This window comes from Dactylosporangium sp. NPDC000521 (genome assembly GCF_042898305.1).
Classification (GTDB): Bacteria; Actinomycetota; Actinomycetes; order Mycobacteriales; family Micromonosporaceae; genus Dactylosporangium.
On the sequence record NZ_JBIAYW010000002.1, the window covers coordinates 909,265 to 934,778 of the forward strand.

26 protein-coding genes are annotated in these 25,514 nt (G+C 73.1%); 13 read left to right on the plus strand and 13 right to left on the minus strand.

Going from position 1 to position 25,514, the window contains the following annotated elements; translation table 11 throughout:
• Positions 1–103 precede the first annotated feature (103 nt).
• Positions 104–604, plus strand: a complete 501-nt coding sequence (locus ACFY3L_RS09850; protein WP_389320862.1) for an NADPH-dependent FMN reductase — start codon at positions 104–106, stop codon at positions 602–604.
• 12 nt (positions 605–616) lie between these two features.
• On the opposite strand, the gene ACFY3L_RS09855 is transcribed toward ACFY3L_RS09850, so the two are convergent.
• Both ACFY3L_RS09855 and ACFY3L_RS09860 read right to left on the minus strand, forming a co-directional pair.
• On the minus strand, positions 617–841 hold the full coding sequence (locus tag ACFY3L_RS09855; protein ID WP_389320865.1) for a hypothetical protein: 225 nt from the start codon (positions 839–841) through the stop codon (positions 617–619).
• A 50-nt stretch (positions 842–891) separates the two neighbouring features.
• Entirely contained in the window at positions 892–1,347 is a 456-nt protein-coding gene (locus ACFY3L_RS09860; RefSeq protein WP_389320868.1) for an RrF2 family transcriptional regulator, read from the minus strand.
• A gap of 223 nt (positions 1,348–1,570) precedes the next feature.
• On the opposite strand from ACFY3L_RS09860, the gene ACFY3L_RS09865 reads away from it, so the two are divergent.
• The 3 genes from ACFY3L_RS09865 to xylB all read left to right on the plus strand — a co-directional run bounded on the left by ACFY3L_RS09865 (position 1,571) and on the right by xylB (position 5,512).
• The gene (locus tag ACFY3L_RS09865) at positions 1,571–2,800 is read left to right on the plus strand and encodes an ROK family protein (RefSeq protein WP_389320872.1); all 1,230 of its coding nucleotides are present in this window, start codon (positions 1,571–1,573) and stop codon (positions 2,798–2,800) included.
• Between the two features lie 134 nt (positions 2,801–2,934).
• Complete coding sequence (xylA, locus tag ACFY3L_RS09870; RefSeq protein WP_389320875.1) at positions 2,935–4,095, plus strand: xylose isomerase; 1,161 nt, start codon at positions 2,935–2,937, stop codon at positions 4,093–4,095.
• Positions 4,096–4,099: 4 nt separating this feature from the next.
• Positions 4,100–5,512 (plus strand): xylulokinase, encoded by a 1,413-nt coding sequence (gene xylB, locus ACFY3L_RS09875; protein ID WP_389320878.1) that lies wholly within the window; start codon positions 4,100–4,102, stop codon positions 5,510–5,512.
• A gap of 354 nt (positions 5,513–5,866) precedes the next feature.
• Here the strand turns inward: xylB and ACFY3L_RS09880 are convergent, their stop codons facing one another.
• The 4 genes from ACFY3L_RS09880 to ACFY3L_RS09895 all read right to left on the minus strand — a co-directional run bounded on the left by ACFY3L_RS09880 (position 5,867) and on the right by ACFY3L_RS09895 (position 8,599).
• Positions 5,867–6,127, minus strand: coding sequence for a DUF4235 domain-containing protein (locus tag ACFY3L_RS09880; protein ID WP_389320880.1), 261 nt, complete (start codon positions 6,125–6,127; stop codon positions 5,867–5,869).
• A complete protein-coding gene (locus tag ACFY3L_RS09885) occupies positions 6,124–6,513 on the minus strand; it encodes a DUF3618 domain-containing protein (protein ID WP_389320883.1) in 390 nt (129 codons plus the stop codon). The genes ACFY3L_RS09880 and ACFY3L_RS09885 overlap by 4 nt, the downstream gene beginning before the upstream one ends.
• Entirely contained in the window at positions 6,510–6,989 is a 480-nt protein-coding gene (locus ACFY3L_RS09890) for a phage holin family protein (RefSeq protein ID WP_389320886.1), read from the minus strand. Before ACFY3L_RS09890 ends, ACFY3L_RS09885 begins: the two co-directional genes overlap by 4 nt.
• A gap of 140 nt (positions 6,990–7,129) precedes the next feature.
• Positions 7,130–8,599, minus strand: coding sequence for an MFS transporter (locus ACFY3L_RS09895; protein ID WP_389320889.1), 1,470 nt, complete (start codon positions 8,597–8,599; stop codon positions 7,130–7,132).
• Positions 8,600–8,648: 49 nt separating this feature from the next.
• Here ACFY3L_RS09895 and ACFY3L_RS09900 point away from each other — a divergent pair, with 49 nt between their 5' ends.
• From ACFY3L_RS09900 to ACFY3L_RS09910, 3 genes are all read left to right on the plus strand, one after another.
• Positions 8,649–9,473 carry a TetR/AcrR family transcriptional regulator gene (locus tag ACFY3L_RS09900; RefSeq protein WP_389320892.1) on the plus strand — a complete coding sequence of 275 codons (825 nt, stop codon included), beginning with the start codon at positions 8,649–8,651 and terminating at the stop codon, positions 9,471–9,473.
• Positions 9,470–10,024, plus strand: a complete 555-nt coding sequence (locus ACFY3L_RS09905) for a hypothetical protein (RefSeq protein WP_389320895.1) — start codon at positions 9,470–9,472, stop codon at positions 10,022–10,024. The genes ACFY3L_RS09900 and ACFY3L_RS09905 overlap by 4 nt, the downstream gene beginning before the upstream one ends.
• A gap of 136 nt (positions 10,025–10,160) precedes the next feature.
• Complete coding sequence (locus tag ACFY3L_RS09910; RefSeq protein WP_389320897.1) at positions 10,161–10,982, plus strand: DUF1028 domain-containing protein; 822 nt, start codon at positions 10,161–10,163, stop codon at positions 10,980–10,982.
• A gap of 36 nt (positions 10,983–11,018) precedes the next feature.
• On the opposite strand, the gene ACFY3L_RS09915 is transcribed toward ACFY3L_RS09910, so the two are convergent.
• A complete protein-coding gene (locus ACFY3L_RS09915) occupies positions 11,019–11,906 on the minus strand; it encodes a LysR substrate-binding domain-containing protein (RefSeq protein WP_389320900.1) in 888 nt (295 codons plus the stop codon).
• Between the two features lie 171 nt (positions 11,907–12,077).
• On the opposite strand from ACFY3L_RS09915, the gene ACFY3L_RS09920 reads away from it, so the two are divergent.
• Both ACFY3L_RS09920 and ACFY3L_RS09925 read left to right on the plus strand, forming a co-directional pair.
• Positions 12,078–13,406, plus strand: coding sequence for an aspartate aminotransferase family protein (locus tag ACFY3L_RS09920; RefSeq protein ID WP_389320903.1), 1,329 nt, complete (start codon positions 12,078–12,080; stop codon positions 13,404–13,406).
• A gap of 64 nt (positions 13,407–13,470) precedes the next feature.
• Positions 13,471–13,827, plus strand: a complete 357-nt coding sequence (locus tag ACFY3L_RS09925; protein WP_389320906.1) for a hypothetical protein — start codon at positions 13,471–13,473, stop codon at positions 13,825–13,827.
• 11 nt (positions 13,828–13,838) lie between these two features.
• Here the strand turns inward: ACFY3L_RS09925 and mug are convergent, their stop codons facing one another.
• Complete coding sequence (mug, locus tag ACFY3L_RS09930; RefSeq protein WP_389320909.1) at positions 13,839–14,414, minus strand: G/U mismatch-specific DNA glycosylase; 576 nt, start codon at positions 14,412–14,414, stop codon at positions 13,839–13,841.
• A 60-nt stretch (positions 14,415–14,474) separates the two neighbouring features.
• Between mug and ACFY3L_RS09935 the strand changes: the two genes are divergently transcribed.
• The gene (locus tag ACFY3L_RS09935) at positions 14,475–14,888 is read left to right on the plus strand and encodes an ester cyclase (RefSeq protein WP_389320912.1); all 414 of its coding nucleotides are present in this window, start codon (positions 14,475–14,477) and stop codon (positions 14,886–14,888) included.
• Positions 14,889–14,903: 15 nt separating this feature from the next.
• Positions 14,904–15,314: a RidA family protein gene (locus tag ACFY3L_RS09940; protein WP_389320915.1), complete on the plus strand. Its 411-nt coding sequence runs from the start codon at positions 14,904–14,906 to the stop codon at positions 15,312–15,314.
• Here ACFY3L_RS09940 and ACFY3L_RS09945 read toward each other — a convergent pair.
• Positions 15,311–15,967, minus strand: coding sequence for a pentapeptide repeat-containing protein (locus tag ACFY3L_RS09945; RefSeq protein WP_389320917.1), 657 nt, complete (start codon positions 15,965–15,967; stop codon positions 15,311–15,313). The genes ACFY3L_RS09940 and ACFY3L_RS09945 overlap by 4 nt on opposite strands.
• A 108-nt stretch (positions 15,968–16,075) precedes the next feature.
• Here ACFY3L_RS09945 and hrpA point away from each other — a divergent pair, with 108 nt between their 5' ends.
• Positions 16,076–20,077: an ATP-dependent RNA helicase HrpA gene (gene hrpA, locus ACFY3L_RS09950; RefSeq protein ID WP_389320920.1), complete on the plus strand. Its 4,002-nt coding sequence runs from the start codon at positions 16,076–16,078 to the stop codon at positions 20,075–20,077.
• A 307-nt stretch (positions 20,078–20,384) separates the two neighbouring features.
• Here the strand turns inward: hrpA and ACFY3L_RS09955 are convergent, their stop codons facing one another.
• The 3 genes from ACFY3L_RS09955 to ACFY3L_RS09965 all read right to left on the minus strand — a co-directional run bounded on the left by ACFY3L_RS09955 (position 20,385) and on the right by ACFY3L_RS09965 (position 23,285).
• Positions 20,385–21,569, minus strand: coding sequence for an MFS transporter (locus tag ACFY3L_RS09955; RefSeq protein WP_389320922.1), 1,185 nt, complete (start codon positions 21,567–21,569; stop codon positions 20,385–20,387).
• 37 nt (positions 21,570–21,606) lie between these two features.
• The gene (locus tag ACFY3L_RS09960; RefSeq protein ID WP_389320925.1) at positions 21,607–22,596 is read right to left on the minus strand and encodes a hypothetical protein; all 990 of its coding nucleotides are present in this window, start codon (positions 22,594–22,596) and stop codon (positions 21,607–21,609) included.
• Positions 22,597–22,730: 134 nt separating this feature from the next.
• A complete protein-coding gene (locus ACFY3L_RS09965; protein WP_389320928.1) occupies positions 22,731–23,285 on the minus strand; it encodes a hypothetical protein in 555 nt (184 codons plus the stop codon).
• A gap of 127 nt (positions 23,286–23,412) precedes the next feature.
• Between ACFY3L_RS09965 and ACFY3L_RS09970 the strand changes: the two genes are divergently transcribed.
• The gene (locus ACFY3L_RS09970; RefSeq protein ID WP_389320931.1) at positions 23,413–24,930 is read left to right on the plus strand and encodes a hypothetical protein; all 1,518 of its coding nucleotides are present in this window, start codon (positions 23,413–23,415) and stop codon (positions 24,928–24,930) included.
• 9 nt (positions 24,931–24,939) lie between these two features.
• Here the strand turns inward: ACFY3L_RS09970 and ACFY3L_RS09975 are convergent, their stop codons facing one another.
• Positions 24,940–25,488: a GNAT family N-acetyltransferase gene (locus ACFY3L_RS09975; protein ID WP_389321177.1), complete on the minus strand. Its 549-nt coding sequence runs from the start codon at positions 25,486–25,488 to the stop codon at positions 24,940–24,942.
• Positions 25,489–25,514 lie beyond the last annotated feature (26 nt).

Genomic DNA, 25,514 nt, shown 5'->3' on the forward strand with positions numbered 1-25,514 from the left:
TTCTTGTCGTCACAGCAGCGAAAAGTCTTCCGGATCACAGGGAACGAGTCGCGGAGAGTAATCGCTATTTCCGATCTCCTCAGTAGGAGATAGGATCGGCGGCATGATCGTTGTGGTTTCCGGGAATCCGCGTCCGCACTCTCGTACGTTGCACCTGGCGGAGGAGGTCGGGGCGGCGCTGGCGGAGCGGCTCGGGCAGCCGGTGCCGCACACCATCGACGTGGCCGCCCTGGGCACTCGGCTGCTGCAGAGCGGGGACGGTGCGGTCGCCGACGCGCTCGGCCGGCTCCGGCGGGCGAGCGTGCTGGTGGTGGCGACCCCGACGTACAAGGGCACCTACACGGGCGTCCTGAAGGTCCTATTCGACCAGCTGCCCGCCGAGGGTCTCAAGGACGTCGCCGCGGTGACCGTCGTGACCGCCGGCGTCCGCCCGCAGGCCGACGCGACCGAGCGGCACCTGCGCGAGCTGCTCGGCGAGCTCGCCGCGGTCCCGGTGACCCCCGGCCTGGCCGTCGTCGAGTCGGAGCTGGCCAACGCGGGCACCGCCGCCGCCGAGTACGTCACCCGGATCGCCGACGCGTTCACCGCCGACGCGACCGCCTGAGCGCCGTCAACGTCAGCGGCTGATGAGGTTGCCCGCCATGGCGAGCGGGGAGTCGTCGGCGGTCTCGACCTGCTCGCTGAGGACGTTCAGCGAGCGGGCGATGCTCACCAGCGCGTAGGTCTGCGTGACCTGCAGCGTCCGGTCCATCTTCAGGTCGTCGGCCATGTCCAGCTCGTCGCGGATGGCGTGCAGGAAGCCCTCGGCCGCCTGCAGGTAGGGGTCGTGCGCCTTAGACATGACCTGAGCGTAGGGCGGTAACCCGCCGCTCACCCCCCGTTCCAGGAGTTTCAGCGCGGCTGCCAGGCCTGCGGCGGGGTGGTGAGCCGCCTGACGTGGGCGGGCATCCGGCCGCGGACGACGTCGGCGAGGCTGACCTCGTCGAGGACGTTGCGGACGGCGGCGCGGACGGCGACCCACAGCTGCTGCAGGTGCTCGGCGGTGCCCGAGTACATGGCCTCCTCGGGGCGCACGCCGCGGACCTCCGCGAGCGGGCCGTCGACGGCGCGGAGCACGTCGCCGACCATGATCTCCGATGGCTGGCGGGTCAGCACGTACCCGCCGTCGACGCCGCGCTGGCCCCGGACGAGGCCGGCCCGGCGCAGGTCCCCGAGGACGGCCTCGAGAAACTTTCGTGGCATCTCCTGTTCGTCGGCGAGGCCGGCGGCCGAGACGACCGTGGGGTAAGCGGCCGCCAGGCCGAGCGAGGCGCGCACCGCGTAGTCGCCGCGTGCCGAGATGTGCATGGCTGAGACTGCCTTCCCGCAGAGAGTGTCGCCGTGCCCGCGACGGGCCGTCGGGGCCTGCCGCGGCCGGCTTTTGTGAAGCTAGCCGGTGGGGAATGTCCGATACCAATGTAGGGTGCGCGCTTTCGGGTGATCGCCGGGGTAGCGTTGTCGGATTATGCGACCAGACGAACGTATGGGTGAGCGCTCACCCGAGCCCCGCCGCGGTGCCGATCACAACGTGATGCGCGAGGTCAACCGTTCGCTGGTGCTGGCACTGGTCAAGGAGGGCGGGCCGGTCTCCCGCGCGAGCATCGCCAGGTCGACGACCCTCGCGAAGCCGACCGTGTCGGCGATCGTCGACGAGCTCATCGCCGACGGTCTGGTCCGCGAGATCGGACCGGGGTCGACCGCGGTGAGCGGCGGGCGCCCGCCGATCCTGCTGGAGTTCAACGCCCGCTCCCAGCTGGTGGTCGGCGCCCACATCGGCGCCCGGCGCACCACGGTCGCGATCGGCGACGCCGCGGGGGAGGAGATCGCCCGGCGGGAGTTCCCCACGCCGACGGCGCTCCCAGCCGGTACAGACGCCGCAACAGCCACCAGAGGCACAGACGCGCCGACGGAAGTGCTGCGGATGGTGGCGGCCGAGGCCCGCGCCGCGATCGAGAGCACGGCGCTGCCGTCGGCCCGCCTGGCGGCGGTCGGCGCGGTGCTGCCCGGGCTCACCGACTTCCACACCGGCGTCTGCCTCCTCGCGCCCAACCTCGGCTGGCGCGACGTGCCGGTCCGCGACATCCTCGCCGCCGAGCTCGGCGCCCCCGTCTACGTGCACAACGCGGGCCAGGCCGCCGCCGTCGCCGAGAACCTGGAGGGCGCCGGCGGCCGCGTCGGCGATCTGGCGCTGCTGTACGCGGGGACCGGCCTCTCCGCCGGCGTCCTGTCCGACGGCCGGGTGTTCCACGGCGTCGGCGGCACGGCCGGCGAGATCGGCCACAACGCCGTCCCCGGCAACCAGGAGCCCTGCAACTGCGGCAACGTCGGCTGCCTGGAGACGGTCGCGTCCGGCCCGGCGATCGTCCGGGCCGTCCGCCGGGAGCTGAAGGACGGCGCGACGTCGAGCCTGGCGGACCTGGAGACGTTCGACGCGCGCGACGTGGCCGCGGCGGCCCGCGCCGGCGACGCCCTGGCCGCGTCGGTGATCGCCGAGGTCGGCGCGCACCTGGGCCTGGCCGCGTCGTGGCTGATCAACGCGTACAACCCGGCGGTCGTCGTGGTCGGCGGCGGCCTCGCCCCGATCGGCGACCTGCTGCTGGACCCCCTGCGGGCTGCGGTGGCCCGGCACGCCCTGGCGCCGGCGCTGCGCGGCGTCGAGATCCGCGCCTCCGTGCTGGGCCCGGACGCCGAGGTGCGGGGCGCGGTACTGCTCGCCCTGCAGCACTCCGAGACGTACTACAGGGTCGTCTTTCGGGCCTGAAACGCAATAAAACCCGAAAAAAGGGATAGTGGGCGACGTGTGTAAACGGTTAGTTCTGTTATTGAACTAACCCCGTCCGGCGGCGTAGGGTGCTAGGCGTCCGCCAACGAACACCCCCCGCTAAGAGGTAGCGAATGAACGATTACCAGCCCACCCGCGACGACAAGTTCTCGTTCGGGCTGTGGACCGTCGGCTGGCAGGCGCAGGACGTCTTCGGCGGGCCGACCCGGGCGCCGCTCGACTCGGTCGAGGCCGTGCACCGCCTGTCCGACCTCGGCGCCGCGGCCGTCACGTTCCACGACGACGACCTGTTCCCGTTCGGCAGCGACGACGAGACCCGCGACCACCTGATCGCCCGGTTCAAGGACGCGCTCAAGGCGACCGGCATCCGGGTCGAGATGGTCACCACCAACCTCTTCAGCCACCCGATCTTCAAGGACGGCGGGTTCACGTCCAACGACCGCGCGGTCCGCCGGTTCGCGATCAAGAAGGTGCTGCGCAACATCGACCTCGCCGCCGAGCTCGGCGCCGAGACCTACGTGCTGTGGGGCGGCCGCGAGGGTGCCGAGTCCGGCGGGGCCAAGGACGTGTCGGCGGCGCTCGACCGGTACCGCGAAGGGCTCAACCTCCTCTGCGCGTACGTGCGCGACCAGGGCTACGACATCCGCTTCGCCCTCGAGCCGAAGCCCAACGAGCCCCGCGGCGACATCCTGCTGCCGACGATCGGTCACGCCCTCGCACTGATCTCCACGCTCGACGAGCCGGACCGGGTGGGGCTCAACCCCGAGGTCGGGCACGAGGAGATGGCCGGGCTCAACTTCGCCCACGGCATCGCCCAGGCGCTCTGGCACGGCAAGCTCTTCCACATCGACCTCAACGGCCAGCACGGTCCCCGCTTCGACCAGGACCTGCGCTTCGGCGCCGGCAACCTGCGCGGCGCGTTCTGGACCGTCGACGTGCTGGAGACCGGCGGCTACACCGGCTACCGCCACTTCGACTACAAGCCGCCGCGCACCGAGGACTACGACGGCGTGTGGGAGACCGCGCGGGCCTGCATGCGCAACTACCTGATCCTCAAGGAGCGGGTCGCGTCGTTCCGCGCGGACCCGGACGTCGCGGCGGCGCTCGAGGCGGCGCGGGTCAACGAGCTCTACGAGCCGACCCTCGGCGAGGGCGAGACGATCGACTCGCTGCGGGCCGAGGAGTTCGACGTCGACAAGCTCGCCGCCCGCGGCGGCGCCTTCGAGTACCTGGACCAGCTGGCGATGGAGCACCTGCTGGGTGTCAGGTCATGACGGCATGACCCGGCGTCTTGTGGCGGGCGTCGACACGTCCACCCAGTCGACGAAGGTGCTCGTCTGCGACGCCGACACCGGTGAGGTCGTGCGGGAAGGGCGCGCCGGACACCCCGACGCGACCGAGGTCGACCCGGCCCACTGGTGGCGGGCGTTCGGCGAGGCGACCGGCGGCGGGCTCCTCGACGGGGTCAAGGCGATCGGCGTCGGCGGGCAGCAGCACGGCATGGTGCTGCTCGACGAGGCCGGCGCCGTCGTCCGCGACGCCCTGCTGTGGAACGACACCAGGTCCGCGGCGGCCGCCACCGACCTGATCGCCGAGCTGCCCGGCGGGGCCGCCGACTGGGCCGCCGCGACGGGGCTCGTGCCGGTCGCCAGCTTCACCGTCACGAAGCTGCGGTGGGTCGCCGAGCACGAGCCGGACAACGCCGCCCGCGCGGCGAGCGTCCTGCTGCCGCACGACTGGATCACCGACCTGCTGCGCGCCGACCGCGGTGCGGGCAGCCCGACCACCGACCGCGGCGACGCGTCCGGGACCGGGTACTGGTCGCCGGCGGACGGCTCGTACCAGATGCGGCTCCTGCGATTGGCGTTCGGCAGGGAGCTGGCCGTGCCGCGGGTCGCCGGGCCGGCCGAGGTGGTGGGTGAGACGGTCGCCGGTGCCCTTCTTGCGCCGGGCACCGGCGACAACATGGCCGCGGCGCTCGGGCTCGGCCTGCGCCCGGGCGACGTGGTCGTGTCGCTCGGCACCTCGGGCACCGTCTTCGGGGTGTCGGAGCGGCCGGTCACCGACGTCAGCGGGACGGTCGCCGGGTTCGCCGACGCGACCGGCCGGCACCTGCCGCTCGTCGCGACCCTCAACGCGGCCCGGGTCCTGTCGACCGCCGCCGCGCTGCTCGGGGTCGACCTGTCCACACTGGACCGGCTGGCCCTGTCGGCGGCGCCGGGGGCGGACGGGCTGACGCTGCTGCCGTACCTCGACGGCGAACGCACCCCGAACCTGCCCGACGCCCGCGGCCTGCTCAACGGCATCACCCGCGGCAACGCGACCCCGGCGAACCTGGCCCGGGCCGCAGTCGAGGGGATGCTGTGCGGGCTCGCCGACGGCATCGACGCGGTGCGCGCCCTCGGCGTGCCCGTGGAGCGGGTCCTGCTCATCGGAGGTGCGGCGGCGTCGGCCGCGGTACGAGATGTCGCCCCCGCACTGTTCGGGGTGCCGGTCGGCGTGCCGGATCCGGGGGAGTACGTCGCGCTGGGCGCCGCCCGGCAGGCGGCGTGGGTGCTGGACGGGGGCGCGGAGCCGCCCGCCTGGCGCGTCCCCGGAGCCGCCTCGGCCGAGGCGCCGGCGCCGCAGGCGGCGGAGACCCGCAAGGTGTACGCCGACGTCCGGGACCGGGCCCAGGCGCTGCTGCGCTGAGAGGTGCTGCCCGCGGGTGTTTGGTGAGGCGCCCGGCGGGGCGGCGGGCCGGGACGGTGTTGGGGCGTCCCGGCCCGAGCCGCGTGTCTGGGGGTTCCGGTGCCGGACCATCCGCCCGACGGCCCGGCACCGGACTCCCGCGCGCCGGCCCCGCTCCCTCGTGCGGTGCCGGCGCTGGATCACGCTTGCAGGACAGACTCTGGGCCGCTCGTGTTGCGCGGGACGGTTGGAGGACGGGAGTGCGTGCGTTGCCGGCCTCCCCGTGTCCACCGCCCGGCTTCCTCGGGTCCTCCGGGCTGTGGACACGAAGAAGGGCCTCCCCGATCGGGGGAGACCCTTCTCACGTGTGCCTTGTCAGTCAGGCCAGTCGCCGGTGAGACGGCGCACGCCCGCCGCGCCACCGCGGTCGATCGCGGCCTTCACGACGGCGAAGATCGCGCCCTGCAGGGCGGCCGCGGCAAGCACCTCGCCCCAGCCGTAGTCCTGCGAGGTCGCCTGCGGTGCCTCGTCCTCACCGGAGAGCCGCTTCCAGATCTGCTTGAACACGATTCCCGCCGCGACGCCGCCGGCCACGCTGAACGCGATGCTGAACGGCTTGTACAGGATCTTGTTCACTCGTTCCCCTTCCGGTAACCGACCAGAGCGGCAAGGACGAGCAGCCCGGAGGCGACCACCCACGGAGCCGGGCGCTCCCGGACCGACTGGACCATCCGCTGCAGCGTGAGCTCCACCGTCCGGCGCGGGTTGGTCCGCAGCTCGCGAGTGGCGTACGCGGCGTTGACGGCGACCTGCTCCACACCCTCCCGCATCCGCAGCTTCGCCGCGGTCACCGACGTGGAGACGGCATCCTGCGCGCGGGTCTTCACGTCGGCCTTGGCCGCGAGGGCCTCGACGGTCTCACCCAGGTCCGCCCGGGTCCGGGCGATCTCCTGCCGGAGCGCCTCGGGATCGGCCGGGGTGACGTGCCCGTTGTGGCTGCTCGTCGAGTGCGTCGCCGTCATCGGTGCCCCCCGTTCTTCACGGAGTGCGTGATCGTGTCGATGTCCGCCTTGACGCTGGCGACCGCGTCCTGCGGCACCGGCGTCCCGGCCTTGCTCACCTGCGACTTGCCGAGCAGCGCGAGGACCCCGGCGACGGCCAGCAGGACCACGCCCACCACCAGAGCTGACAGCCACGCCGGCATGACCGCCGCGAGGGCGATGATGACGGCAGCGAGGACGGCGCCCACGCCGTAGAGCGCGACGAGGCCGGCTCCGCCGAACATGCCGACGCCCATCCCGGCCCGCTTGCCCTTCTGGGCCAGCTCGACCTGGGCCAGCTTCAGCTCGTCCCGCACCAGGGTGGAGATCTGTTCGGCGGCAAGCTTGACCAGGTCCGCCGTTGAGCGGTGGTCGGTTGCCGAGGTGGCAGTCCCCGCCAGGGTCGGGGGTTGCACGCGCGGCGCGGTGGCCGGCCGGTCGTTCACGGTGTACGTCATGGCTTCTCCTCTCGCCCGCATGTACCTGTTTCCCCGCGAACGCCGGGGTTAACCCACGTCACGCCACTGGCACGCCTCCTCCGGAACGGGTGAGCCGACCCTGCCCGATGCCTTCTCGGGCTGGGCGCGGGCGCCCCGGGTCAGGTGGCGTGGGCGGGTTCCTCGGGCCGGCTGTGGGCGGGCTCCTCGGGCCGGGCGCGGGCGGGCAGGAGGAACGACAGGCCCGCGGCGAGCGTGAGCAGCCCGAGCTCCAGCCACAGCACGTGCCGCAGCCCCGCGCCGAGGCCGCCGCCCGCCCAGGCGAAGAACGCGGTGCCGAGGGCGGCCACGCCGATCGCGCCGCCGACCTGCTGGGCGGCGGTCAGGGTGCCGGACGCCGAACCGACCTCGTGCTCGTCGACGGCCGCCAGGACGATGTCGAAATACGGGGCCATCGAGCAGCCCATGCCGACGCCCAGCACCAGCAGCGACGGCAGCAGTGCCACGGACGACACCGGACCGTCGGCGACCGTCAGGGTGACCAGCAGCGCGACCACGCCCGCGGCGAGCACGGCGGTGCCGCCGACGAGGAGCCGCCGGCCGCCGAGCCTGGCGCTGAGCACGTGCCCCGCCACCGCGCCGACGGCCGTGCCGAAGGCCCACGGCGACTGGGTGAGGCCCGCGCGCAGCGGCGAGAAGCCGAGCCCCAGCTGCAGGTAGATGCTGAGGATGAGGGTGAGGCCCATCAGGCCGGCGAAGAAGATCAGGCCGACGAGCAGGCCGGCCGTGAACCGTTGCTTGGCCAGCAGGCTGGGCTCGATGAGCGGGCTGCGTCCGTCGCGGTGCAGGCGCTGCTGGTGCCGCTGAAACACCCAGAACATGGGGGCGGACAGCGCCATCATCGCCCAGGCCCACCAGGGCCAGCCGAGCTCGCGCCCCTGCACCAGCGGGAAGACGAGCAGCAGTAAGGACGCGCTGAGCAGGACCGTGCCGGTCAGGTCGAGCCGGAGCTTCGCCTCGTCGCCGGGGGTGGGGCGCGGCAGCACCAGCGAGGCGCCGATCAGCGCGGCGACGCCGACGGGCAGGTTGATGAGGAAGATCATCCGCCAGCCGGTGCCGAACAGGTCGGCGTCGACGAGGACGCCGGCGAGGATCGGGCCGCAGACCGCGGACAGGCCCATCACCGGGCCGAACGCGCCGAATGCCGCGCCGATCTGCTCCGGTGGGAACGCGGCCTTGATCAGGCCCAGCCCCTGCGGGATGAGGACGGCGCCGGCGAGGCCCTGCAGGATCCTGCACACGACGAGCGACGCCGGGCCGGGCGCGACGGCACACAGCAGCGACATCAGCGTGAACCCGCCGGCGCCGGCGAGGAACATGCGGCGGCGGCCGAAGATGTCGCCGAGCCTGCCGCCGGTGACCAGGCCGACGGCGAACGCGAGGGTGTAGCCGGCGGCGAGCCACTGCAGGAAGGCGGTGCCGCCGGCGGGGCCCACCAGGTCGGCGCGGATGGACGGGCCGGCGATGGCGATGACCGTGGCGTCCAGGAGGTCCATGACTTCGGCGGCGAGCACCACGGCGAGGACCGCCCAGCGCCAGCGGTACGTCTTCGAACGCTGTTCGTTGTTCACGAACACTGTTCTAGTCACGAACACTGTTCGTGTCAAGTACGATTGGTGTGTGTCACCCGTCCCCGACTCCAGTGCCTTACCGTCGTCCAGCGCCTCGGTGGAGACCGGCGCCCTGCACGGATCGGAGTTGCCGGCGCCGCCCTGGCGGACCCGGCGGAAGGCACCGGCGGCGCGGCAGCCGCTGAGCGCGGAGGCGGTGATCGAGACCGCGCTGCGGCTCGTCGACCGGGACGGGCTCGACGCGCTGAGCATGCGGCGGGTGGCGCAGGACCTCGGGACCGGGCCGGCGTCGCTGTACGCGTACTTCGCCAACAAGGACGAGCTGCTGGAGCAGCTGCTCGACCGTGTCGTCGGCGAGATCCCGCTGCCGGTGCTGGACGCGCCCGGCGACTGGGCGGCGGTCGTGAAGCGCAGCTGCTGGGACAGCCGGGCGGTGTTCCTCACCCACCGCGACCTCGTCAAGGTCGCCCGGGCCAACATCCCGGTGGGGCCCAACTCGCTGCGCTACACCGAGGCGATGCTCGCCGTCCTCCGCGGCGCCGGCATCCCCGACAAGATCGCCGCGTGGGGCATGGACCAGATGTCGCTGGTGATCGTCGCCGACGCCGTCGAGACCTCAATCCACGTCAGCCACGGCCGGCAGTCGGAGGCGGACGCCGCGCCGTACCTCGCGCAGATCCGGGAGTACTACGCGTCGCTGCCGGTGGACCGCTTCCCCAACCTCGTCGCGATGGCGCCGGCGATGACCGAGGGGAGCGGCGACGAGCGGTTCGCGTTCGCGATCGATCTCATGGTGGCCGGCCTCGCGCGGCACGCCGCCGGGCATGTGGTTGAGTCGGGGCAGGGGGTCTTCGTGGGCGGGGGCGGGAAATGACGGCGATCGTGGGGCTGGTGCACTCGGGCACCGTGTACATCGGCGGCGACAGCGCGGGCGCTTCGGGGTGGAGCCTCACCGTCCGCGCCGACAGCAAGGTGTTCCACAACAACGGCTACCTCTTCGGGTTCACCACCTCGTTCCGGATGGGGCAGCTCATCCGGTACGCGCTGAAGCCACCGAAACCCGTCGGCGACATCGAACGGTTCATGGCGACACGGTTCATCGACTCCGTCCGCGAGGCGCTGAAGGCCGGCGGCTGGGCCCGCCGGGACAGCGAACGCGAGGAGGGCGGCACCTTCCTCGTCGGCGTGAAGGGGCGGCTGTTCACCGTCCACGACGACTACCAGGTCGCCGAGGCCGCCGACGGGTACGCGGCGGTGGGCGTCGGCGACGAGATCGCCCTCGGGGCGCTCTTCGCGACCGCCAACTCCCGGATGGCGCCGCAGCGGCGGGTCGAGGTGGCGCTGCGGGCGGCGGAGCGCTTCAGCGCCGGGGTGCGGGGACCGTTCGTCTGCCTCTCCCAGCCGCCGGGGGCGCTGCCTTCCTGAGCGCGTTCAGGCCGTTCCGCTCGCGGTTTTCCACCTGTACGGCCGGCGAGCGGGTCTTCTGATCGGGACGTTCGCCGGCGGGCCGTTCGTGGCGCGGCCGGGCCGGTGTCCCGCCGGTTCCGTTACGGTGTCCGCCATGACGTTCTCGATCGTCGGGCGGTCCGCTGACGGGCAGGCCCTCGGTGTCGCCGTGGCCAGCAAGTTCCTCGCCGTCGGCGCGGCCGTCCCCGCCGCCCGGGCCGACGTCGGCGCGCTGGCCACGCAGTCGTTCGCGAACCTGGCGTACCGCGTCCAGGGCCTGGCCCTGCTCGGCACCGGCACCACGGCCGCCGGCACCGTCGCGGGGCTCACCGCCGCCGACCCGGGCCGCGCGTCCCGGCAGCTCGGGGTGGTCGGCCGGTCCGGGCACGGCGCCACGTTCACCGGCGACGAGTGCTTCCCGTGGGCCGGTGGCGTGGCCGGCGACGGGTACGCGATCCAGGGCAACATCCTCACCGGCGCGGACGTCGTCCGCGACATGGAGGCCGCGTGGCTCGCCGACCCTGCCGCCCCGCTCGCCCGGCGGCTGCACGCGGCGCTCACCGCCGGGGACCGGGCCGGTGGCGACAGCCGCGGCCGGCAGAGTGCGGCGCTGTTCGTCGTCCGGCGCGGTGCCGGGTACGGCGGCCTCAGCGACGTCGAGGTCGACCTGCGCGTCGACGACGACCCCGACCCGGTCACGCGGCTGGGCACCCTGATCGACCTGTGGGACCTGTACTTCCAGAAGCCGGACCCGGCGACGCTGCTGCCGCTGACGGGTGCGCTGGCCGCCGAGGTGGCGCAGCGGCTGCAGGCGCTGGGCTTCGCCGACCTGGCCGGCTGGGCCGGCGTGGAGAACCTGGAGGAGCGCCTCGTCGACGACGCCATCGACCCGCTCGTCCTGGCCCACCTGCGCGCCGCGTCCCCGGACGGGCCGTAGCCCGGGTCCTGCCGCCGGTCCGGCGGGCCGGCCTTGTCAGGCGGCGGCGCGGCGGAGGCTCTCGACCACCGTCGCGACCGAGGGCCGCTCCGCGGAGCTGCGCCGGACGGCGGCGGTGATCCGGCGCCGCATCGGGTCGCGGACCGGCCGCGCGGCCACCCGGAACCGCGGGTCGACGGCGAGCTCAGGCAGCAGCGTCACCGACAGGCCGGCCTCGACGTGCGCCAGCAGCGGACCGTAGGAGGCGAAGCAGCCCGCGATCCCGGGCTCGAACCCCGCCCGCCGGCACGCCGTCGTCACGAGGTCGAACGTCCACGTGCCCGGCAGCTCGACGCTCCACGGGTGCCGCGCGAATTCGGCCAGGTCCACCGGGTCGCGGCTCGGCCCGGCCGTGACCAGCATGATCTCGTCGGTGGCGAGGAGGGTGTGGACGACGTCCTGGGCGATCGCGGCGTCGCCCGCACCGAGGTCGGCGGTGACCACGACGTCGCACTCGCCGCGCTGCAGGGCCGCCAGGCTCGCGGCCGGGTCGAGCTCCCACACCGTGACCCGCAGCCGGGGATGGTCCCGTCCGAGGTCCCGCACCGCGGTGAGGACGAACGTGTTGAGCGCACTCGTGAACGCGCCCAGCCGGACCCGTCCGGCCAGCCCACCCTCCACGGCGCCGAACGCGGCCAGCTCCTCGTGTGCGGCGTCCATCTGGTCGAGGATCACCCGCGCGTGCCGGACCAGCGCCGCCCCCGCCGGCGTGAGCCGTAACCGGCGCCCCGCGCGCTCGAACAGCTCGGCGCCGGCTTCCCGCTCGAGCACGGCCAGCTGCTCGGACACGTTCGACGGACTCAACCGCGCCGACCCGGCCACCGCCCGCACCGTGCCCAGGCTCTCCAGCAACGTGAGCAGCCGCAACCGCCACGGATCCAGCACGCCGGCCTCCTGCTGCCCGATGGTCCCGAACGCTTGCCCGGTGGTCCCGGACGGTTGCCCGGTGGTCGCGAACAGTTGTCCGGTGGTCGCGAACAGTTGTCCGGTGGTCCCGAACAGTATGTGCGGAATGATGCGCTGGAGCCTGACAACGCGCGCGCCTACCGTCGAGCCATGAGCGACGACTTCTGGCAGGACGTGCGGCGGCACGTCATCCGGTACGGCGGGACCTTCACCCCGGAGGTCATCGACCGGGCCGAAGGCAGCTACGTCTACACCGAGCACGGCCGCGCGATCCTCGACTTCACCTCGGGCCAGATGAGCGCCATCCTGGGCCACGCCCACCCGGACATCGTCGCCACCGTGCGCCGCCAGGTCGGCACGCTCGACCACCTCTTCAGCGGCATGCTGTCCCGCCCGGTCGTCGAGCTCAGCCGCCGGCTCGCCGCCTCCGTCGAGAAAGCCGCCGCAGCGCTGCCGGGCGCGCCGGCCGGCGGCGGACCCCTGGACAAGGTGCTCCTCCTGACCACCGGCGCCGAGGCCAACGAGGCCGCCGTCCGGATGGCGAAGCTCGTCACCGGCGGCCACGAGATCGTCTCCTTCGCCAAGTCCTGGCACGGCATGACGCAGGCCGCCGCGGCCGCGACCTACAGCGCCGGCCGCAAGGGGTACGGACCGAACGCCCCCGGCAACATCGCCATCCCGACGCCGAACGCGTACCGGCCGGACTTCACCGCGCCGGACGGCTCCCACGACTGGCGCCGGCAGCTGGACCTCGCCTTCGACCTCGTCGACGCCCAGTCCGTCGGCAGCCTCGCCGCCTGCCTCGTCGAGCCGATCCTCAGCTCCGGCGGCGTCATCGAACCACCGCCCGGCTACTTCGCCGCACTGCACCGCAAGTGCCGCGAGCGGGGGATGCTGCTGATCCTCGACGAGGCACAGACCGGCCTGTGCCGCACCGGCACCTGGTACGCCTTCGAACGCGACGGCGTCGTCCCCGACATCCTCACCCTGTCCAAGACGCTCGGCGCGGGGCTGCCCCTCGCGGCGGTGCTCACCAGCGCCGAGATCGAGGAGCGCGCCCACGACCGCGGCTACCTCTTCTACACCACCCACGTCTCCGACCCGCTCGTCGCCGCCGTCGGCAACACCGTCCTCGACGTCCTCGAACGCGACCAGCTCGACCTCCGTGCCGCGACGCTCGGCACCCGCCTGCGCGACGGGCTCCTGGACATCCAGCGCCGCCACCCGGTCGTCGCCGACGTCCGCGGGCGAGGACTCCTGCAGGGCATCGAGCTGAAGGACGAGGGCGCCGGCGCAAACCAGATCGGCGCCGCCGTGACCCGCCGCTGCCTGGAGCTCGGCCTGCACGTCAACGTGGTGCAGCTGCCCGGGATGGGTGGCACGTTCCGGATCGCGCCGCCACTGACCAGCACCGACGAGGAGATCGACCAGGGTCTGCAGATCCTGGGCCAGGCGATCGGCGACACCGCGCGGCATTGAACACCGCCGCCGGCGGCCGGCGACCTGGTCCCGTCGGGCCGGAGGGGCGGGTTAGGGTCGCTGCATGACGGTGCGGTGGCCGGGCGCGACGGCTGGTGAGGTCGCGGCCGCGGTGGAGGGGTTCGCTCGCAGGATCGCGGTGTTCGACCCGCCGCCCGGCGACGGCGGGGGCGGTGTCGAGGTGACGGCCGGCGACGCCGTCGTGCGGCTCTCGCCGGGGGTGGCGCGGGCGTTCGTGGAGGCGCTGGTCTCGTATCAGGACCCGCGGGACCGGGGGTCCTGCGACCACTGTGGCGGGGCGCGGCTCGACGACAACTTCGTCTGCGCGGACTGCGGGCAGCCGAGCGGGCTGTTCGGCCAGCTGCTGCGGGAGCGGGCGGCCAGGTTCGAGGGGCCGGCCGGGGAAGTGGGGCCCGCGTAACAGGGCGGGCGTCAGGCCGGGCCGGCGGTGACGGACCGGTGCAGGGCGGCGAACTCGGCGGCGAGTCCGTCGAGGGTGAAGTGGGCGTTCAGGCCGCTGGGGTTGGGCAGGATCCACAGGCGGGCGCCGGCGAGGTGCTGGTCCTGGGGGCCGACCTTGACCCGTGCGGCGCCGAAGGCGGTGCGGAAGGCGGTCACGCCGAGGACGGCGAGCCACCTCGGGGCGAAGCGTTCGACCTTGTCCTGGAGGATCGCGCCGCCGGCGGTGAGCTCTTCGCGGGTCAGCTCGTCGGCGCGGGCGGTGGCGCGGGCGGCCAGGTTGGTGATGCCCAGGCCGTAGCCGGGGAGCAGGTCCTGCTCGTCGGGGCGCAGCCGGCGGGGAGTGAAGCCGCCGAGGTGCAGAGCGGGCCAGAAGCGGTTGCCGGGGCGGGCGAAGTGGTGGCCGGTGGCGGCGGACCAGAGGCCGGGGTTGATGCCGCAGAGCAGGACGTCGAGGCCGGGCGCGATGACGTCCGGGAGGATCTTGTCCGCCGCGGCGGCCAGGTCTGCACGGCTCGGCCGGCCGGGCCGGTTCAATGTCGACGCCATGCCGACAAGGATGCCAGCGGCGGCGATCGGGCCGGGCAGAGTGGAGGGGTGGAGAAATCATTGAAGACCATCGACCTCGATGCGGTGCTGGCGCTGTGGGATCAGCCTGTCGATGGCCGTACCGACGCCGCTGCCGACTTCAGGCAGTGGTATGCCGATCCGGTGCCGGTGAACGGCACCCCGGCGACCGCTGGCGCCCTGGTGGAACGGGCACGGGCGATGCAGGTGGCGTTCGCGGACCGGCGGACCGAGCTGGTGCACCGGGTGGAGACCGCCGACCGGCTCGTGATCGGCTTCTTCATCCATGCGCGGCATGTGGGGCCGTACGACACGCCGCTCGGGCGGGTGGAGGCGACCGGCCGGCGGCTGAAGATCCGGGTGACCGACATCCTGACCGTGGAGGACGGGAAGATCACTGAGATCTGGGTCATGTCGGACGAGGTGGACGTGATGCGGCAGCTGGGTGTGCTCTGACGCTACGGTGTCGGCATGAGTGAGCGGCGGTTGATCTCCAGCGGGTCGACGTTCGAGCGGGAGATCGGATACTCCCGGGCGGTCGTGGACGGTGACTGGGTGCACGTGTCGGGGACGACGGGGTTCGACTACTCGTCGATGACGATCTCCGACGACGTGGTGGCGCAGGCGCGGCAGTGCTGGGTGAACATCGACGCGGCGCTGCGGGAGGCCGGGGCGGGGGTCGCGGACGTGGTGCGGGTGCGGTACCTGCTGCCGGACGCCGGAGACTTCGAGCCCTGCTGGCCGGTGCTGCGCGAGTGGCTCGGCGACGTCCGCCCGGCGGCGACGATGCAGGTGTGCGGGCTGTCCGACCCCCGGATGCGGATCGAGATCGAAGTGACCGCCCGCCGCCGGAAGAGCAGCGACCTGGGGTGGCCCAGCTAGGCGTCCGCGATGGTGATGTTCAGCGCCGCGGCCAGGGTGTGCGACAGGGTGACCAGGTCGCCGGTGCTGATCGTGGCGCCCGCGAAGCTGGTCACGCCGCCCACGCCGGACAGGACGCAGCCGGTCAGCCGGGTGCCGTCCATGCTCGCGCCGGAGAACTGGGCGCCGGTCAGGTCGCAGCGGGTGAAGGTCGCGCCGGTCAGGTCGGCACCGGTGAAGTCCGCGCCGGTCAGGTTGCAGTCCTCGAACAGGACGGTGTCGAACCTGGAGGCGCGGAACACCGACAGGTCGGTCCGGCAGTCGCTGAGCGTGACGTCGCGCAGCACCCCGTCGAGCCAGTGCAGGCCGGTCAGCCGCGAGTCCTTGACCGCCACCCGCAGCAGGGCCGACTGGTCGCCGTGCACGTTGGCGAAGTTGCTGCTCTCCACCAGGCAGTCGGTCAGCGATACCTTGACCAGGGAGGACTCGCTCAGGTCGGCCCGGTTGAAGCGACACTGGTCGAACTCGGCGCCCTTGGCCGAGCGCCCGGTCAGGTCCAGGTCGTAGAAGCCGATCCCGCGGTAGGAGCCCTCGTCGCGGAGGTCGTCCTCATCGACGGTCGCCAGCTCCAGCGCCTTCGGGGGCCGGGGCTTCACGGGCTGGGAGGAGGCCATGGGTGTGACGGTAGTGGCAGAAGTGGCGATCCGCCGAGAATCGCAGAACCCGCGGAGCGGAAAATCACCGGGCAATCGCGGCGACGCGTGCCTATCCTTGCGAGCGTTATGTCTGACGTGCCCCAGCCCACCGGCGTGACCGAGCCCAGCAACGAGGGCGGCGGCGAAACAAGCGGCGACAAGAACAGCGGCAGGAAACACCGGAGACGGCCCGGAAGTCGTACACACGCGGAAAAGGCTCCCGAGAGCACTGCCGGCCAGGAGCTGCTCCGTGAGCTCCGCGCGCGCCTGTCGGGGCTGATGCCGCAGGACCAGCACCGGCTCCGGCGCCGCATCGAAGGGGCGAAGAAGTCCCCGCACGCCCAGGCGATCGCCGAGGCCATCCGCGCCGACGTGGAGCGCGCCGAGCAGCGGGTCGAGGTCCGCCGGGCCGGGGTACCGAAGATCACCTATCCGGAGCAGCTGCCGGTCAGCCAGCGCAAGGACGACATCCTCGCCGCGATCCGGGACCACCAGGTCGTGATCGTCGCCGGCGAGACCGGCTCGGGCAAGACGACCCAGCTGCCGAAGATCTGTCTCGAGCTCGGCCGGGGCGTGGCGGGGCAGATCGGGCACACGCAGCCGCGGCGGATCGCGGCGCGGACCGTCGCGGAGCGCGTCGCGGAGGAGCTGGGCAGCGAGCTCGGCGCCACGGTCGGGTTCAAGGTCAGGTTCTCCGACCACTCCGGCGACCAGACGATGGTCAAGGTGATGACCGACGGCATCCTGCTCGCCGAGATGCAGCAGGACCGGCTCCTCCGCCAGTACGACACGCTGATCATCGACGAGGCGCACGAGCGCAGCCTCAACATCGACTTCATCCTCGGGTACCTCAGGCAACTGCTGCCGAAGCGCCCCGACCTGAAGGTGATCATCACCTCGGCGACGATCGACCCGGAGCGGTTCTCCCGGCACTTCGGTGACGCCCCGATCATCGAGGTGTCCGGTCGCACGTACCCCGTCGAGGTCCGGTACCGCCCGATCGAGGCCCCCGACGAGGGCGAGGACGAGCGCGACCAGATCGACGCGATCTGCGACGCCGTCGAGGAGCTGCAGGCCGAGGGCCCCGGCGACGTGCTGGTGTTCCTCAGCGGCGAGCGGGAGATCCGCGACACCGCCGACGCCCTCGCCAAGCTCGACCTGCGCAACACCGAGATCCTGCCGCTGTTCGCCCGGCTGTCGTTCGCCGAGCAGCACCGGGTGTTCCAGTCGCACACCGGCCGCCGGGTGGTCCTCGCCACGAACGTCGCCGAGACGTCGCTGACGGTCCCCGGCATCAAGTACGTGATCGACCCCGGCACGGCCCGCATCTCCCGCTACAGTCACCGGTTGAAGGTGCAGCGGCTGCCGATCGAGCCGGTGTCGCAGGCGTCGGCGAACCAGCGGAAGGGCCGCTGCGGCCGCACCTCCGACGGCATCTGCATCCGCCTGTACAGCGAGGAGGACTTCGAGGGAAGGCCGGAGTTCACCGACCCGGAGATCCTGCGGACCAACCTCGCGTCCGTCATCCTGCAGATGATCTCGCTCGGCCTGGGCGACCTGGCCGCGTTCCCGTTCATCGACCCGCCGGACCGCCGCAACGTCACCGCCGGCGTGCAGTTGCTGGAGGAGCTCGGCGCGCTGGAGAGCGGCCAGCGGCTCACCCCGCTCGGCCGCCGGCTGTCGCAGCTGCCGGTCGACCCGCGCCTGGCCCGGATGGTCCTCGAGGCCGAGCGCAACGGCTGCGTCCGCGAGGTCATGGTCATCACCGCCGCGCTGTCGATCCAGGACCCGCGCGAGCGGCCCGTGGAGAAGCAGGCGCAGGCGCAGCAGCAGCACGCCAGGTTCGCCGACAAGGACTCCGACTTCATCGGCTACGTCAACCTGTGGAACTACCTGCAGGAGAAGCAGAAGGAGCTGTCCAGCAACCAGTTCCGCAAGCTGTGCAAGGCGGAGTTCCTCAACTACCTGCGGGTCCGGGAGTGGCAGGACATCTTCAGCCAGCTGCGGTCCGTGCTGCGCAACATGGACGTGGTGCCGAACGAGGAGCCGGCCGCCCCGTACAACATCCACGTGTCGCTGCTCGCCGGGCTGCTGTCGCACATAGGGTTGAAGGACGCGGAGAAGAACGAGTACCTCGGCGCGCGGGGCGCGAAGTTCGCGGTCTTCCCCGGCTCGGCGCTCTTCCGCAAGACGCCCCGCTGGGTGATGGCGGCGGAGCTGGTCGAGACGACCCGGCTGTGGGCGCGGGTCGCGGCCCGCATCGAGCCGGAGTGGATCGAGCCGCTCGCCCAGCACCTCGTCAAACGCAACTACAGCGAGCCGCACTGGGAGAAGAAGCCCGCCGCGGTGATGGCGATGGAGAAGGTGACGCTGTACGGCGTGCCGATCGTCAGCTCCCGCAAGGTGAACTACGGCCGGATCGACCCGGCGCTGTCGCGCGAGCTGTTCATCCGGCACGCGCTCGTCGAGGGCGACTGGGAGACCCATCACGCGTTCTTCGCCGAGAACCGGCGGCTGCTCGAAGAGGTCGAGGAGCTCGAGCACAAGGTCCGCCGCCGCGACATCCTCGTCGACGACGAGACCCTGTTCGAGTTCTACGACCAGCGGATCGGCCCGGACGTCGTCTCCGGCCGGCACTTCGACAGCTGGTGGAAGCAGACCCGCCGGGACCAGCCCGACCTGCTCACGTTCGACCCGGCGATGCTCGTCAACGACACCGCCGGCGGCGTGGCGAAGGACCAGTACCCCGACGCGTGGGAGCAGGACGGCCAGCGGTTCGCGCTGACGTACCAGTTCGAGCCCGGCGCCGACGCCGACGGTGTCACCGTCCACATCGGACTGCCGCTGCTCGGCCGGGTCCGGGACGCGGACTTCAGCTGGCTGGTGCCCGGCCTGCGCGAGGACCTCGTGACGGCGCTCATCAAGTCGCTGCCGAAGGCGCTGCGGCGCAACTTCGTCCCGGCGCCCGACACGGCCCGCGACGCGCTCGCCGGGATGCCGGTCCGCGACGGGCACCTCCTGGACGCCCTCGAGCGTGAGCTGCGCCGGCTGACCGGGGTGACGGTGCCGCGCGACGCGTGGGACCTGACCAAGGTGCCGGAGCACCTGAAGATGTCGTTCCGGGTCGTCGACGACGGCGGCCAGGTGCTCGCCGAGAGCAAGAGCCTCCCGCAGCTGCGGGACCGGCTGGCGCCGAAGGTGCAGGAGACGGTCGCCGAGGCGGCGACGGAGGTCACCCGCACCGGCAGCACCACCTGGGACTTCGGCACGCTGCCGCGCAGCCTGTCGCGGACCGTCGCCGGGCACACCATCACCGTCTACCCGGCGATCGTCGACGAGGGCACGTCGGTGGCGGTCAAGGCGTTCGACCTGCCGGCCCGGCAGCGGCACGAGATGTGGGCGGGCACCCGCCGCCTGCTGCTGCTCACGCTGCCGCCGGCGGCGAAGTTCGTGCAGGGCCGGCTGTCCAACGAGGCGAAGCTCGCGCTGAGCCGCAATCCGCACCGCAACGCCGTCGACCTGCTCGACGACTGCGCGTCCTGCGCCGTCGACCAGCTCATGACCGACGCCGGCGGCCCCGTGTGGGACGGCGAGGCGTTCGCGAAGCTGCGCGACAAGGTCCGCGCCGACCTGGTCGACCTCACCCTCGACGTCGTCGGCAACGTGCAGCGGATCCTGGCCGCCTCCTACGACGTCGAGCAGCGCCTCGCCCGCACCAAGAATCCGCTGCTGCTGCCGGCGCTCACCGACATGCGCGGCCAGCTGGGGCGGCTGGTGTACCGGGGGTTCGTCACCGACACGGGGTGGCAGCGGCTGCCGGACCTCGAACGGTACCTGCGCGGCATCGAGCGGCGCCTGGAGAAGGTGCCGACGGACACCGCCCGCGACCGCGACCGGATGCTGACCGTGCAGGAGGTCCAGCGGGAGTACGACCAGCTGGTGGCCGGCATGACGATGAGCCCCGAGCTGCGGGAGATCCGCTGGATGATCGAGGAGCTGCGGGTGGGCCTGTTCGCCCAGGCGCTCGGCACCGCCTACCCGGTCTCCGACGTGCGCATCTACCGCGCGATGGACGCCCTGCCGGACTGACCGCGGCCCCGACCAGCGGTGGTGCCGGCCTGCCGCTCCTAACCGACATAACCGAAATTTCGGATATGTTCGCGCAGCGGACATATCCGCGCTGTCCTGTGCCGTCCCGTCTCGCGCCGTCCCGTTTCGCGCTGCGTCGTCTCGTGCCGCGTCGTTCGTGCTGCGTCGTCCCGTTTCGCGCCGTCCCGTTTCGCGCCGTCCCGTTTCGCGCTGCGTCGTCTCGTGCCGCGTCGTTCGTGCTGCGTCGTCTCGTGCTGTGTCGTCTCGTGCCGCGCGGGTCGGCTCGTGGCTGTCGTGGGGGAGAGGGCTATCGGGCGACCGGCGTGCGGTCGGTCGACTCCCGGACGGCGGGGGCGAGGACGGCGACGCCGGCGGCCAGCACGGCCAGGGTCAGCAGCGCCCGGTCCATGCCGACCACGTCGGCGAGCGCGCCGATGAGTGGGGGGCCGATCAGGATCGACCCGTAGCCGATGCTGGTGACGAGCGCGATCGACTCGGCCGGCCGGTCGGTCTCGCCGGCGGCGCTCACCGCGGCCGGGAACACCAGGCACACGCCGGCGCCCCACAGCAGTGCGCCGGCGTAGGTCAGCGGCACCCACGGGGACAGGACGGTGATGAGCACGCCGGCGATGCCGAGGAGGCCGCCCGCCCGCACCGCGCCGGCCCGGCCGAGTCTCGCCGCGGCAGGTGTACCGGCGAACCGCACGACCGTCATCGCGGCGGCGAAGGCCGAGAAGCCGAGCGCCGCCGACGCCTCCGACAATCCTCGCCCGGTGTGCAGGTACAGCGCCAGCCAGTCACCGGCGGCGCCCTCGATGACGGTCGCGCACAGGGTGAGCGCGCCGATGAGCAGCAGGGCCCGGTTCCTGACCGGGGCTCCCGGCCGCCGGGCACCGGTCGCATCCAGCGGCGTCGCGCCGGAGCGCTCGTCCACGTACCGCAGCAGCCCCACGAACGTGGCGGCGGTCGCGCCGCATGCGGCCACCGTGAAGTGCAGGGCGATCCCGGTGCCGGCGCGCGCGGCGAGGGAGCCGGCCGCCGCGCCGAGGATCGAGCCGAGGCTCCAGCACGCGTGGTACCGCGGCATCCACTCGCGCCCGGCCAGCTGGTCGACGGCGCTGCCCTGCACGTTCATGGCGACGTCCCACGACCCGTACACCATGCCGAGCGCGAACAGGGCCACCGACAGCCACACCAGGTCGGGCGCCAGCCCCACGCAGCTCAGGACCACCGCAGCCGCCACCGACATGCTCGCGACCCAGGTGCGGCTGCCGAGCCGCCGGCAGATGTGCCCGGTCAGCGGCATCGACAGCAGCGAGCCGATGCCGAGCGCGAGCAGCGCCCGCCCGAGCTCGCCGGCGGTGACGTCGAGCTTGGCGACGACCGCCGGGATCCGCGACACCCACGTGCCGAGCAGCGTGCCGCTGGCGGTGAAGACGAGGGCCGTGCCGAGCGCGGCCGGTCGCATCGATGAGGTCCGCTCGCTGCGCATCGCACCATCCTGCCCGATCGGAGCGGGCACGGCGCGGTCAGAGATCGTCGGGCCTGCGCATGAGGATCGTCTGGTCGTTGCTCCCGGGCCCCGGAACGGGCGGCGGACCCGGGGGAACCGGCGGACCGGGCGGCGGTGGGGGAGCGGCGGGCGAGCCGTAGACGGTCGACCCGCCCGTGTACGGCGGGATCACCGAGGTCGGGTTGTCGCCGCCGGCGTTCGGCAGCTGGAACACGCCGGTGTCCGGCTCGAGGCGGTCCTTGCGGCGGAAGTAGAAGAGGCTGCCGACCAGGCCGAGGGCCGCGACGATGGCCACCACGCCGATCCAGAAGCCGAAGGACAGGCCGCCCCCGTTCTTGACCGGGGTGGTCTTCGGGTCTTCGCGCGGGATCGCGCCGTTGCCGGCCTCCGGCGGGGCGATCTCCTCGGTGGAGGTGGCGGCCGGGTCGGCGGAGGCGCTCTGCGACGCGCGCGTCGACTTCGACGGGGTCGGGCTGCCACCGGTCACCCGGATCTTGAAGGCGTCGGTGTTGTTGCCGGGCTTCGGGTCGCTGACCCTCTGGTTCGGCGCGAGGCCGATGGCGACCGTGCCCTCGGCCTCGCCGGCGGCCCGCAGGACGAGCTGGACCGAGCCCTTGGCGGACGCCTCGCCCCGCAGCGTCGTCCGGCAGGTGGCCGTGTTGCGCTCGACGGCACAGGAGCCGGGGGAGTCGATCCGGGCGCTCTCGATCTGGGCGCTGTTGCCCCGCAGCGTGATCCTGACGATGACCGCGACGTCGCCGTCGACCTTGTCGTGGTTCGCGACCCGGAAGCCGAGGGAGGCCTTGTCGCCGGCCTTGCCCTGGACGCTGCCGTCCGCCTTCGCCTCGACGTCGGCCTCGGCGGGTGCGGCGTGTGCGGGCTGGGCGACGGCGAGCGTGCCGAGCGCGCCGCCGGCGAAGGCAGCGGCCATCGCCACCGCCGCGATCCGGCGATGTGCGGCGCCGTGCCGCGCCGAGCGTCCCGCGACGCGTGTCGTCGTGCTCATGTCACCCCCAACCGGCCCTCGGCGGACAGTAGCAGGATGCGTCAACGCCGCTGAGGGCGCCGCCCGACGCATGGTCAGGCGGCCGTGACGCCGGACACACCCGGCGCGCCGTCGCGCAGCTCAACTCCCGTGCGTCACGCCGGGGGCGGTGAGCTGACGCTCGCCAGGGCCAGCAGGAGCACGATCGCCACGAATCCGAGGTACGCGAGGCGCCGCCGCCGGATCGTCTCGTAGGCGTGCCACCACGCGATCGCCGCCTCGCACGCCGGCCCGGCGACGAACACGGTGCTTCTGCGCCGCGGCACGAGCATCGGGGCGAGCCGGACGGCGTTGCTCACGTACACGCGGCGCGCCGGCGGGCGCTGGTCCGGGTGCTCGTCCGGATACCAGGCGGTCACCTGGATCTCGTGGTCGTCGTCGCCGGCCGCGTCCTCGCCGGTGAACCAGCGCTCGGACCGGCGGGCGAAGACCCGGCCGAGGAAGTCGTCGGCGGCGCCCTCGTGCCCGAGCCGGGTGCGCTGCAGCTCCAGCCAGCTCCACCGGGTCGCGACGTCGGTGAGGACGTCGCCGTACAGATGATCCGCGTCCGTCTCGGCGCCGACGACGCGCACGGCGTCGCGTCGCAGCGGCTCCAGGTGCCGCGACACGAACGCGACGTATTCGGCCGGCGGCTCCGACGTCATCCGCATCACACCATCGTCGCCCGCCCACACCGTGCAGCGCCACCCTCACCACCAGCGACGTTTCCGGCGCACCGGGCGGCACCCGGGCTTCGGGCAAGGTCAACTGTTGCGCGCGGATGCGATGATCGGCCCCGTGGGCTCTGCGTTACCCGTCGGCCGGGAGGTCCTCATCCCCCGGCAGCTGTCGGTCGCCATCGACGAGGGTGGCATCCGCACGGCCTCCGGCATGCTGCCCGCACTGCTCTACACGACCGAGGGCCTGGAGCGGCACGGGCAGCGGGAGATGGTGTTCGCCGTGGTCCGCACCGGGGCGCCCGCCCCCGGCTATCCGCTGTCGATGGCGCGCACCGTCCACCGGCTCGCCGCCGAGGGCAGGCTCGTGGAGGCCGGCGACGTCAGCGTCTTCAACCAGCCCGGCATCGACAGCGACGGCCGGGTCACCGGGTTCGTGTACGCCGCCGCCCCCGAGGACATCCCGTCGACGGTGCGCTTCGAGCGCCCGCCGCTGGTCGCGCTGCCGCTGCTGGCCGGCGAGACCGCGGTGGTGCAGCGCTTCGGCCACGCGCGGGTCCTGTCGCTGCTGGGCGCGCAGGAGCGGTACTACCCGTACCCCTGGTGGTTCCGCCCCGGCCGCGCCCCGGTCGTCGACGACGCCGAGTTCCGGGCCGCGACGATGCTGTCGAAGGCGCCCGCCTACAACCTGCCGTTCCTGCGGGTCGTGCACATCGGCGACCGGCTGGAGCTGACGATCACCGCGGGCGACCCGACCTCCTACATCGGCGGCGCCGACGAGGAGCTGGAGGCGTTCGAGGAGGCGCTGCGTGAGGCCGACGACGTGTGCGCGTTCCTGCCCGGCCTCGCCGACGTCCCGCAGACCTACGTGTGGGCCCCCGGCCAGCGTGGCCCGGCCGCGATCGTGGCGCCCGGCGGCGAGCGCTCGTCCCGCATCGGCTGCAACTTCCTGCTCCTGGTCCGCGGCACCGCCGAGCCGACCGCCCGGCAGGTCGAGGACGGCTTCGCGGTGCTGCTGACCGGCGCGATGTACGCCCGGCTGCGGCAGGCGGTCGAGGCGGGCCGCTCGATCGAGATCGGCCTGCCCGCCGGCGCGGTCAGCACCCTCGCGCTGCGGCTGGCGCCCCGCCCGGGCCCCGCGACGCGCCAGCTGACGGCGGTGCGGCCCGGCCCGGGCGGCCAGTGGCCCTCGGACGACGCCGGTGGCGACCACAACGCCGGGGAGCGGTACCGCACCGGCGAGCTCACCATCTACCACCCGCCGCGCGCCGAGGAGGCGGGCCCGGACGTCGCGGACGGCCGGACGCTCCGGCACGTGGACCGCGGCCGGATCGTGCTCCTCACGCCGGAGGAGCAGCTGCGGCGGGCGACGACGGCGGCGGAGCTCGGCGACTTCATCGACCGGGCGCGGGGGATCGTCGACCGGGCGTTCACCGGGGTCCGGCACGGCACCGAGGAGCTCATGGTCGAGTTCCGCCTGGGCCCGTCGCGGCCCGTCGGCGTGCGGATCATGGCGCGTCCGGAGGCGCCGCCGCGCGAGCTGCAGGTCGTCCTCGAGCGGCAGCTGCTGGCGCTGCGCCCGCCGACGATCCGCTTCACCGAGGTCGCCTTCCAGCTGCACCTGCGCCTGTACCGGTAGCCGGTACCGCTAGATCCGCCGCAGCCGGTGCAGCACGTGCGGGGCCAGGGGGTGGTCCGGCGCCAGGCTGGGGTGCAGGAAGTCGTCCGCGGGGTCGCGGGTCATCCCGATCCGCCGCATCACCGCCTGCGAGGGCGCGTTGGTCCGCGTGGTCATGGACACGATCTCGTCCATGCCGGCGCCGCCGGCCGGGTCGGCGACGGGGCGGAACGCGAAGTCCCGCGCCGCCACCGCCGCCTCCGTCGCGTAGCCGCGCCCCCAGGCGTGCCGGGCCAGCCGCCACCCGATCTCCAGGGCCGGCGTGAAGTGCGCCGGAAACCGCTGCCACAACAGCCCGACGAACCCGACGAAGCCACCGGCCTCGGCCGCGTCGACGGCCCACAGCCCGTAGCCGTGCTCGTCGAACGCGGCCTCGATCCGGTCGGCGAACTGGTCGCTCTCGGCCTGGGTCAGCGGCCGCGGGAAGAACCGCATGACCTCGGGGTCGGCGTTGAGCGCCGCGAACGGCACCCGGTCCTCGTCGCGCCAGCGGCGCAGCACCAGCCGTGCGGTAACCATCACCCTGCTACTGAATACGCGCTTTC

Coding starts and splice junctions, on each gene's coding strand:
- ACFY3L_RS09865 (WP_389320872.1), top strand. CDS start 1,571: ATGCGCGAGGTCAACCGTTCGCTGGTGCTGGCACTGGTCAAGGAGGGC.
- ACFY3L_RS09975 (WP_389321177.1), bottom strand. CDS start 25,488: ATGGTTACCGCACGGCTGGTGCTGCGCCGCTGGCGCGACGAGGACCGG.
- hrpA (WP_389320920.1), top strand. CDS start 16,076: ATGTCTGACGTGCCCCAGCCCACCGGCGTGACCGAGCCCAGCAACGAG.
- mug (WP_389320909.1), bottom strand. CDS start 14,414: ATGGCGTCGACATTGAACCGGCCCGGCCGGCCGAGCCGTGCAGACCTG.
- ACFY3L_RS09965 (WP_389320928.1), bottom strand. CDS start 23,285: ATGCGGATGACGTCGGAGCCGCCGGCCGAATACGTCGCGTTCGTGTCG.
- ACFY3L_RS09860 (WP_389320868.1), bottom strand. CDS start 1,347: ATGCACATCTCGGCACGCGGCGACTACGCGGTGCGCGCCTCGCTCGGC.
- ACFY3L_RS09905 (WP_389320895.1), top strand. CDS start 9,470: ATGACGGCGATCGTGGGGCTGGTGCACTCGGGCACCGTGTACATCGGC.
- ACFY3L_RS09955 (WP_389320922.1), bottom strand. CDS start 21,569: ATGCGCAGCGAGCGGACCTCATCGATGCGACCGGCCGCGCTCGGCACG.
- ACFY3L_RS09940 (WP_389320915.1), top strand. CDS start 14,904: ATGAGTGAGCGGCGGTTGATCTCCAGCGGGTCGACGTTCGAGCGGGAG.
- ACFY3L_RS09910 (WP_389320897.1), top strand. CDS start 10,161: ATGACGTTCTCGATCGTCGGGCGGTCCGCTGACGGGCAGGCCCTCGGT.
- ACFY3L_RS09850 (WP_389320862.1), top strand. CDS start 104: ATGATCGTTGTGGTTTCCGGGAATCCGCGTCCGCACTCTCGTACGTTG.
- ACFY3L_RS09945 (WP_389320917.1), bottom strand. CDS start 15,967: ATGGCCTCCTCCCAGCCCGTGAAGCCCCGGCCCCCGAAGGCGCTGGAG.
- ACFY3L_RS09960 (WP_389320925.1), bottom strand. CDS start 22,596: ATGAGCACGACGACACGCGTCGCGGGACGCTCGGCGCGGCACGGCGCC.
- ACFY3L_RS09855 (WP_389320865.1), bottom strand. CDS start 841: ATGTCTAAGGCGCACGACCCCTACCTGCAGGCGGCCGAGGGCTTCCTG.
- ACFY3L_RS09920 (WP_389320903.1), top strand. CDS start 12,078: ATGAGCGACGACTTCTGGCAGGACGTGCGGCGGCACGTCATCCGGTAC.
- xylB (WP_389320878.1), top strand. CDS start 4,100: ATGACCCGGCGTCTTGTGGCGGGCGTCGACACGTCCACCCAGTCGACG.
- xylA (WP_389320875.1), top strand. CDS start 2,935: ATGAACGATTACCAGCCCACCCGCGACGACAAGTTCTCGTTCGGGCTG.
- ACFY3L_RS09890 (WP_389320886.1), bottom strand. CDS start 6,989: ATGACGTACACCGTGAACGACCGGCCGGCCACCGCGCCGCGCGTGCAA.
- ACFY3L_RS09885 (WP_389320883.1), bottom strand. CDS start 6,513: ATGACGGCGACGCACTCGACGAGCAGCCACAACGGGCACGTCACCCCG.
- ACFY3L_RS09925 (WP_389320906.1), top strand. CDS start 13,471: ATGACGGTGCGGTGGCCGGGCGCGACGGCTGGTGAGGTCGCGGCCGCG.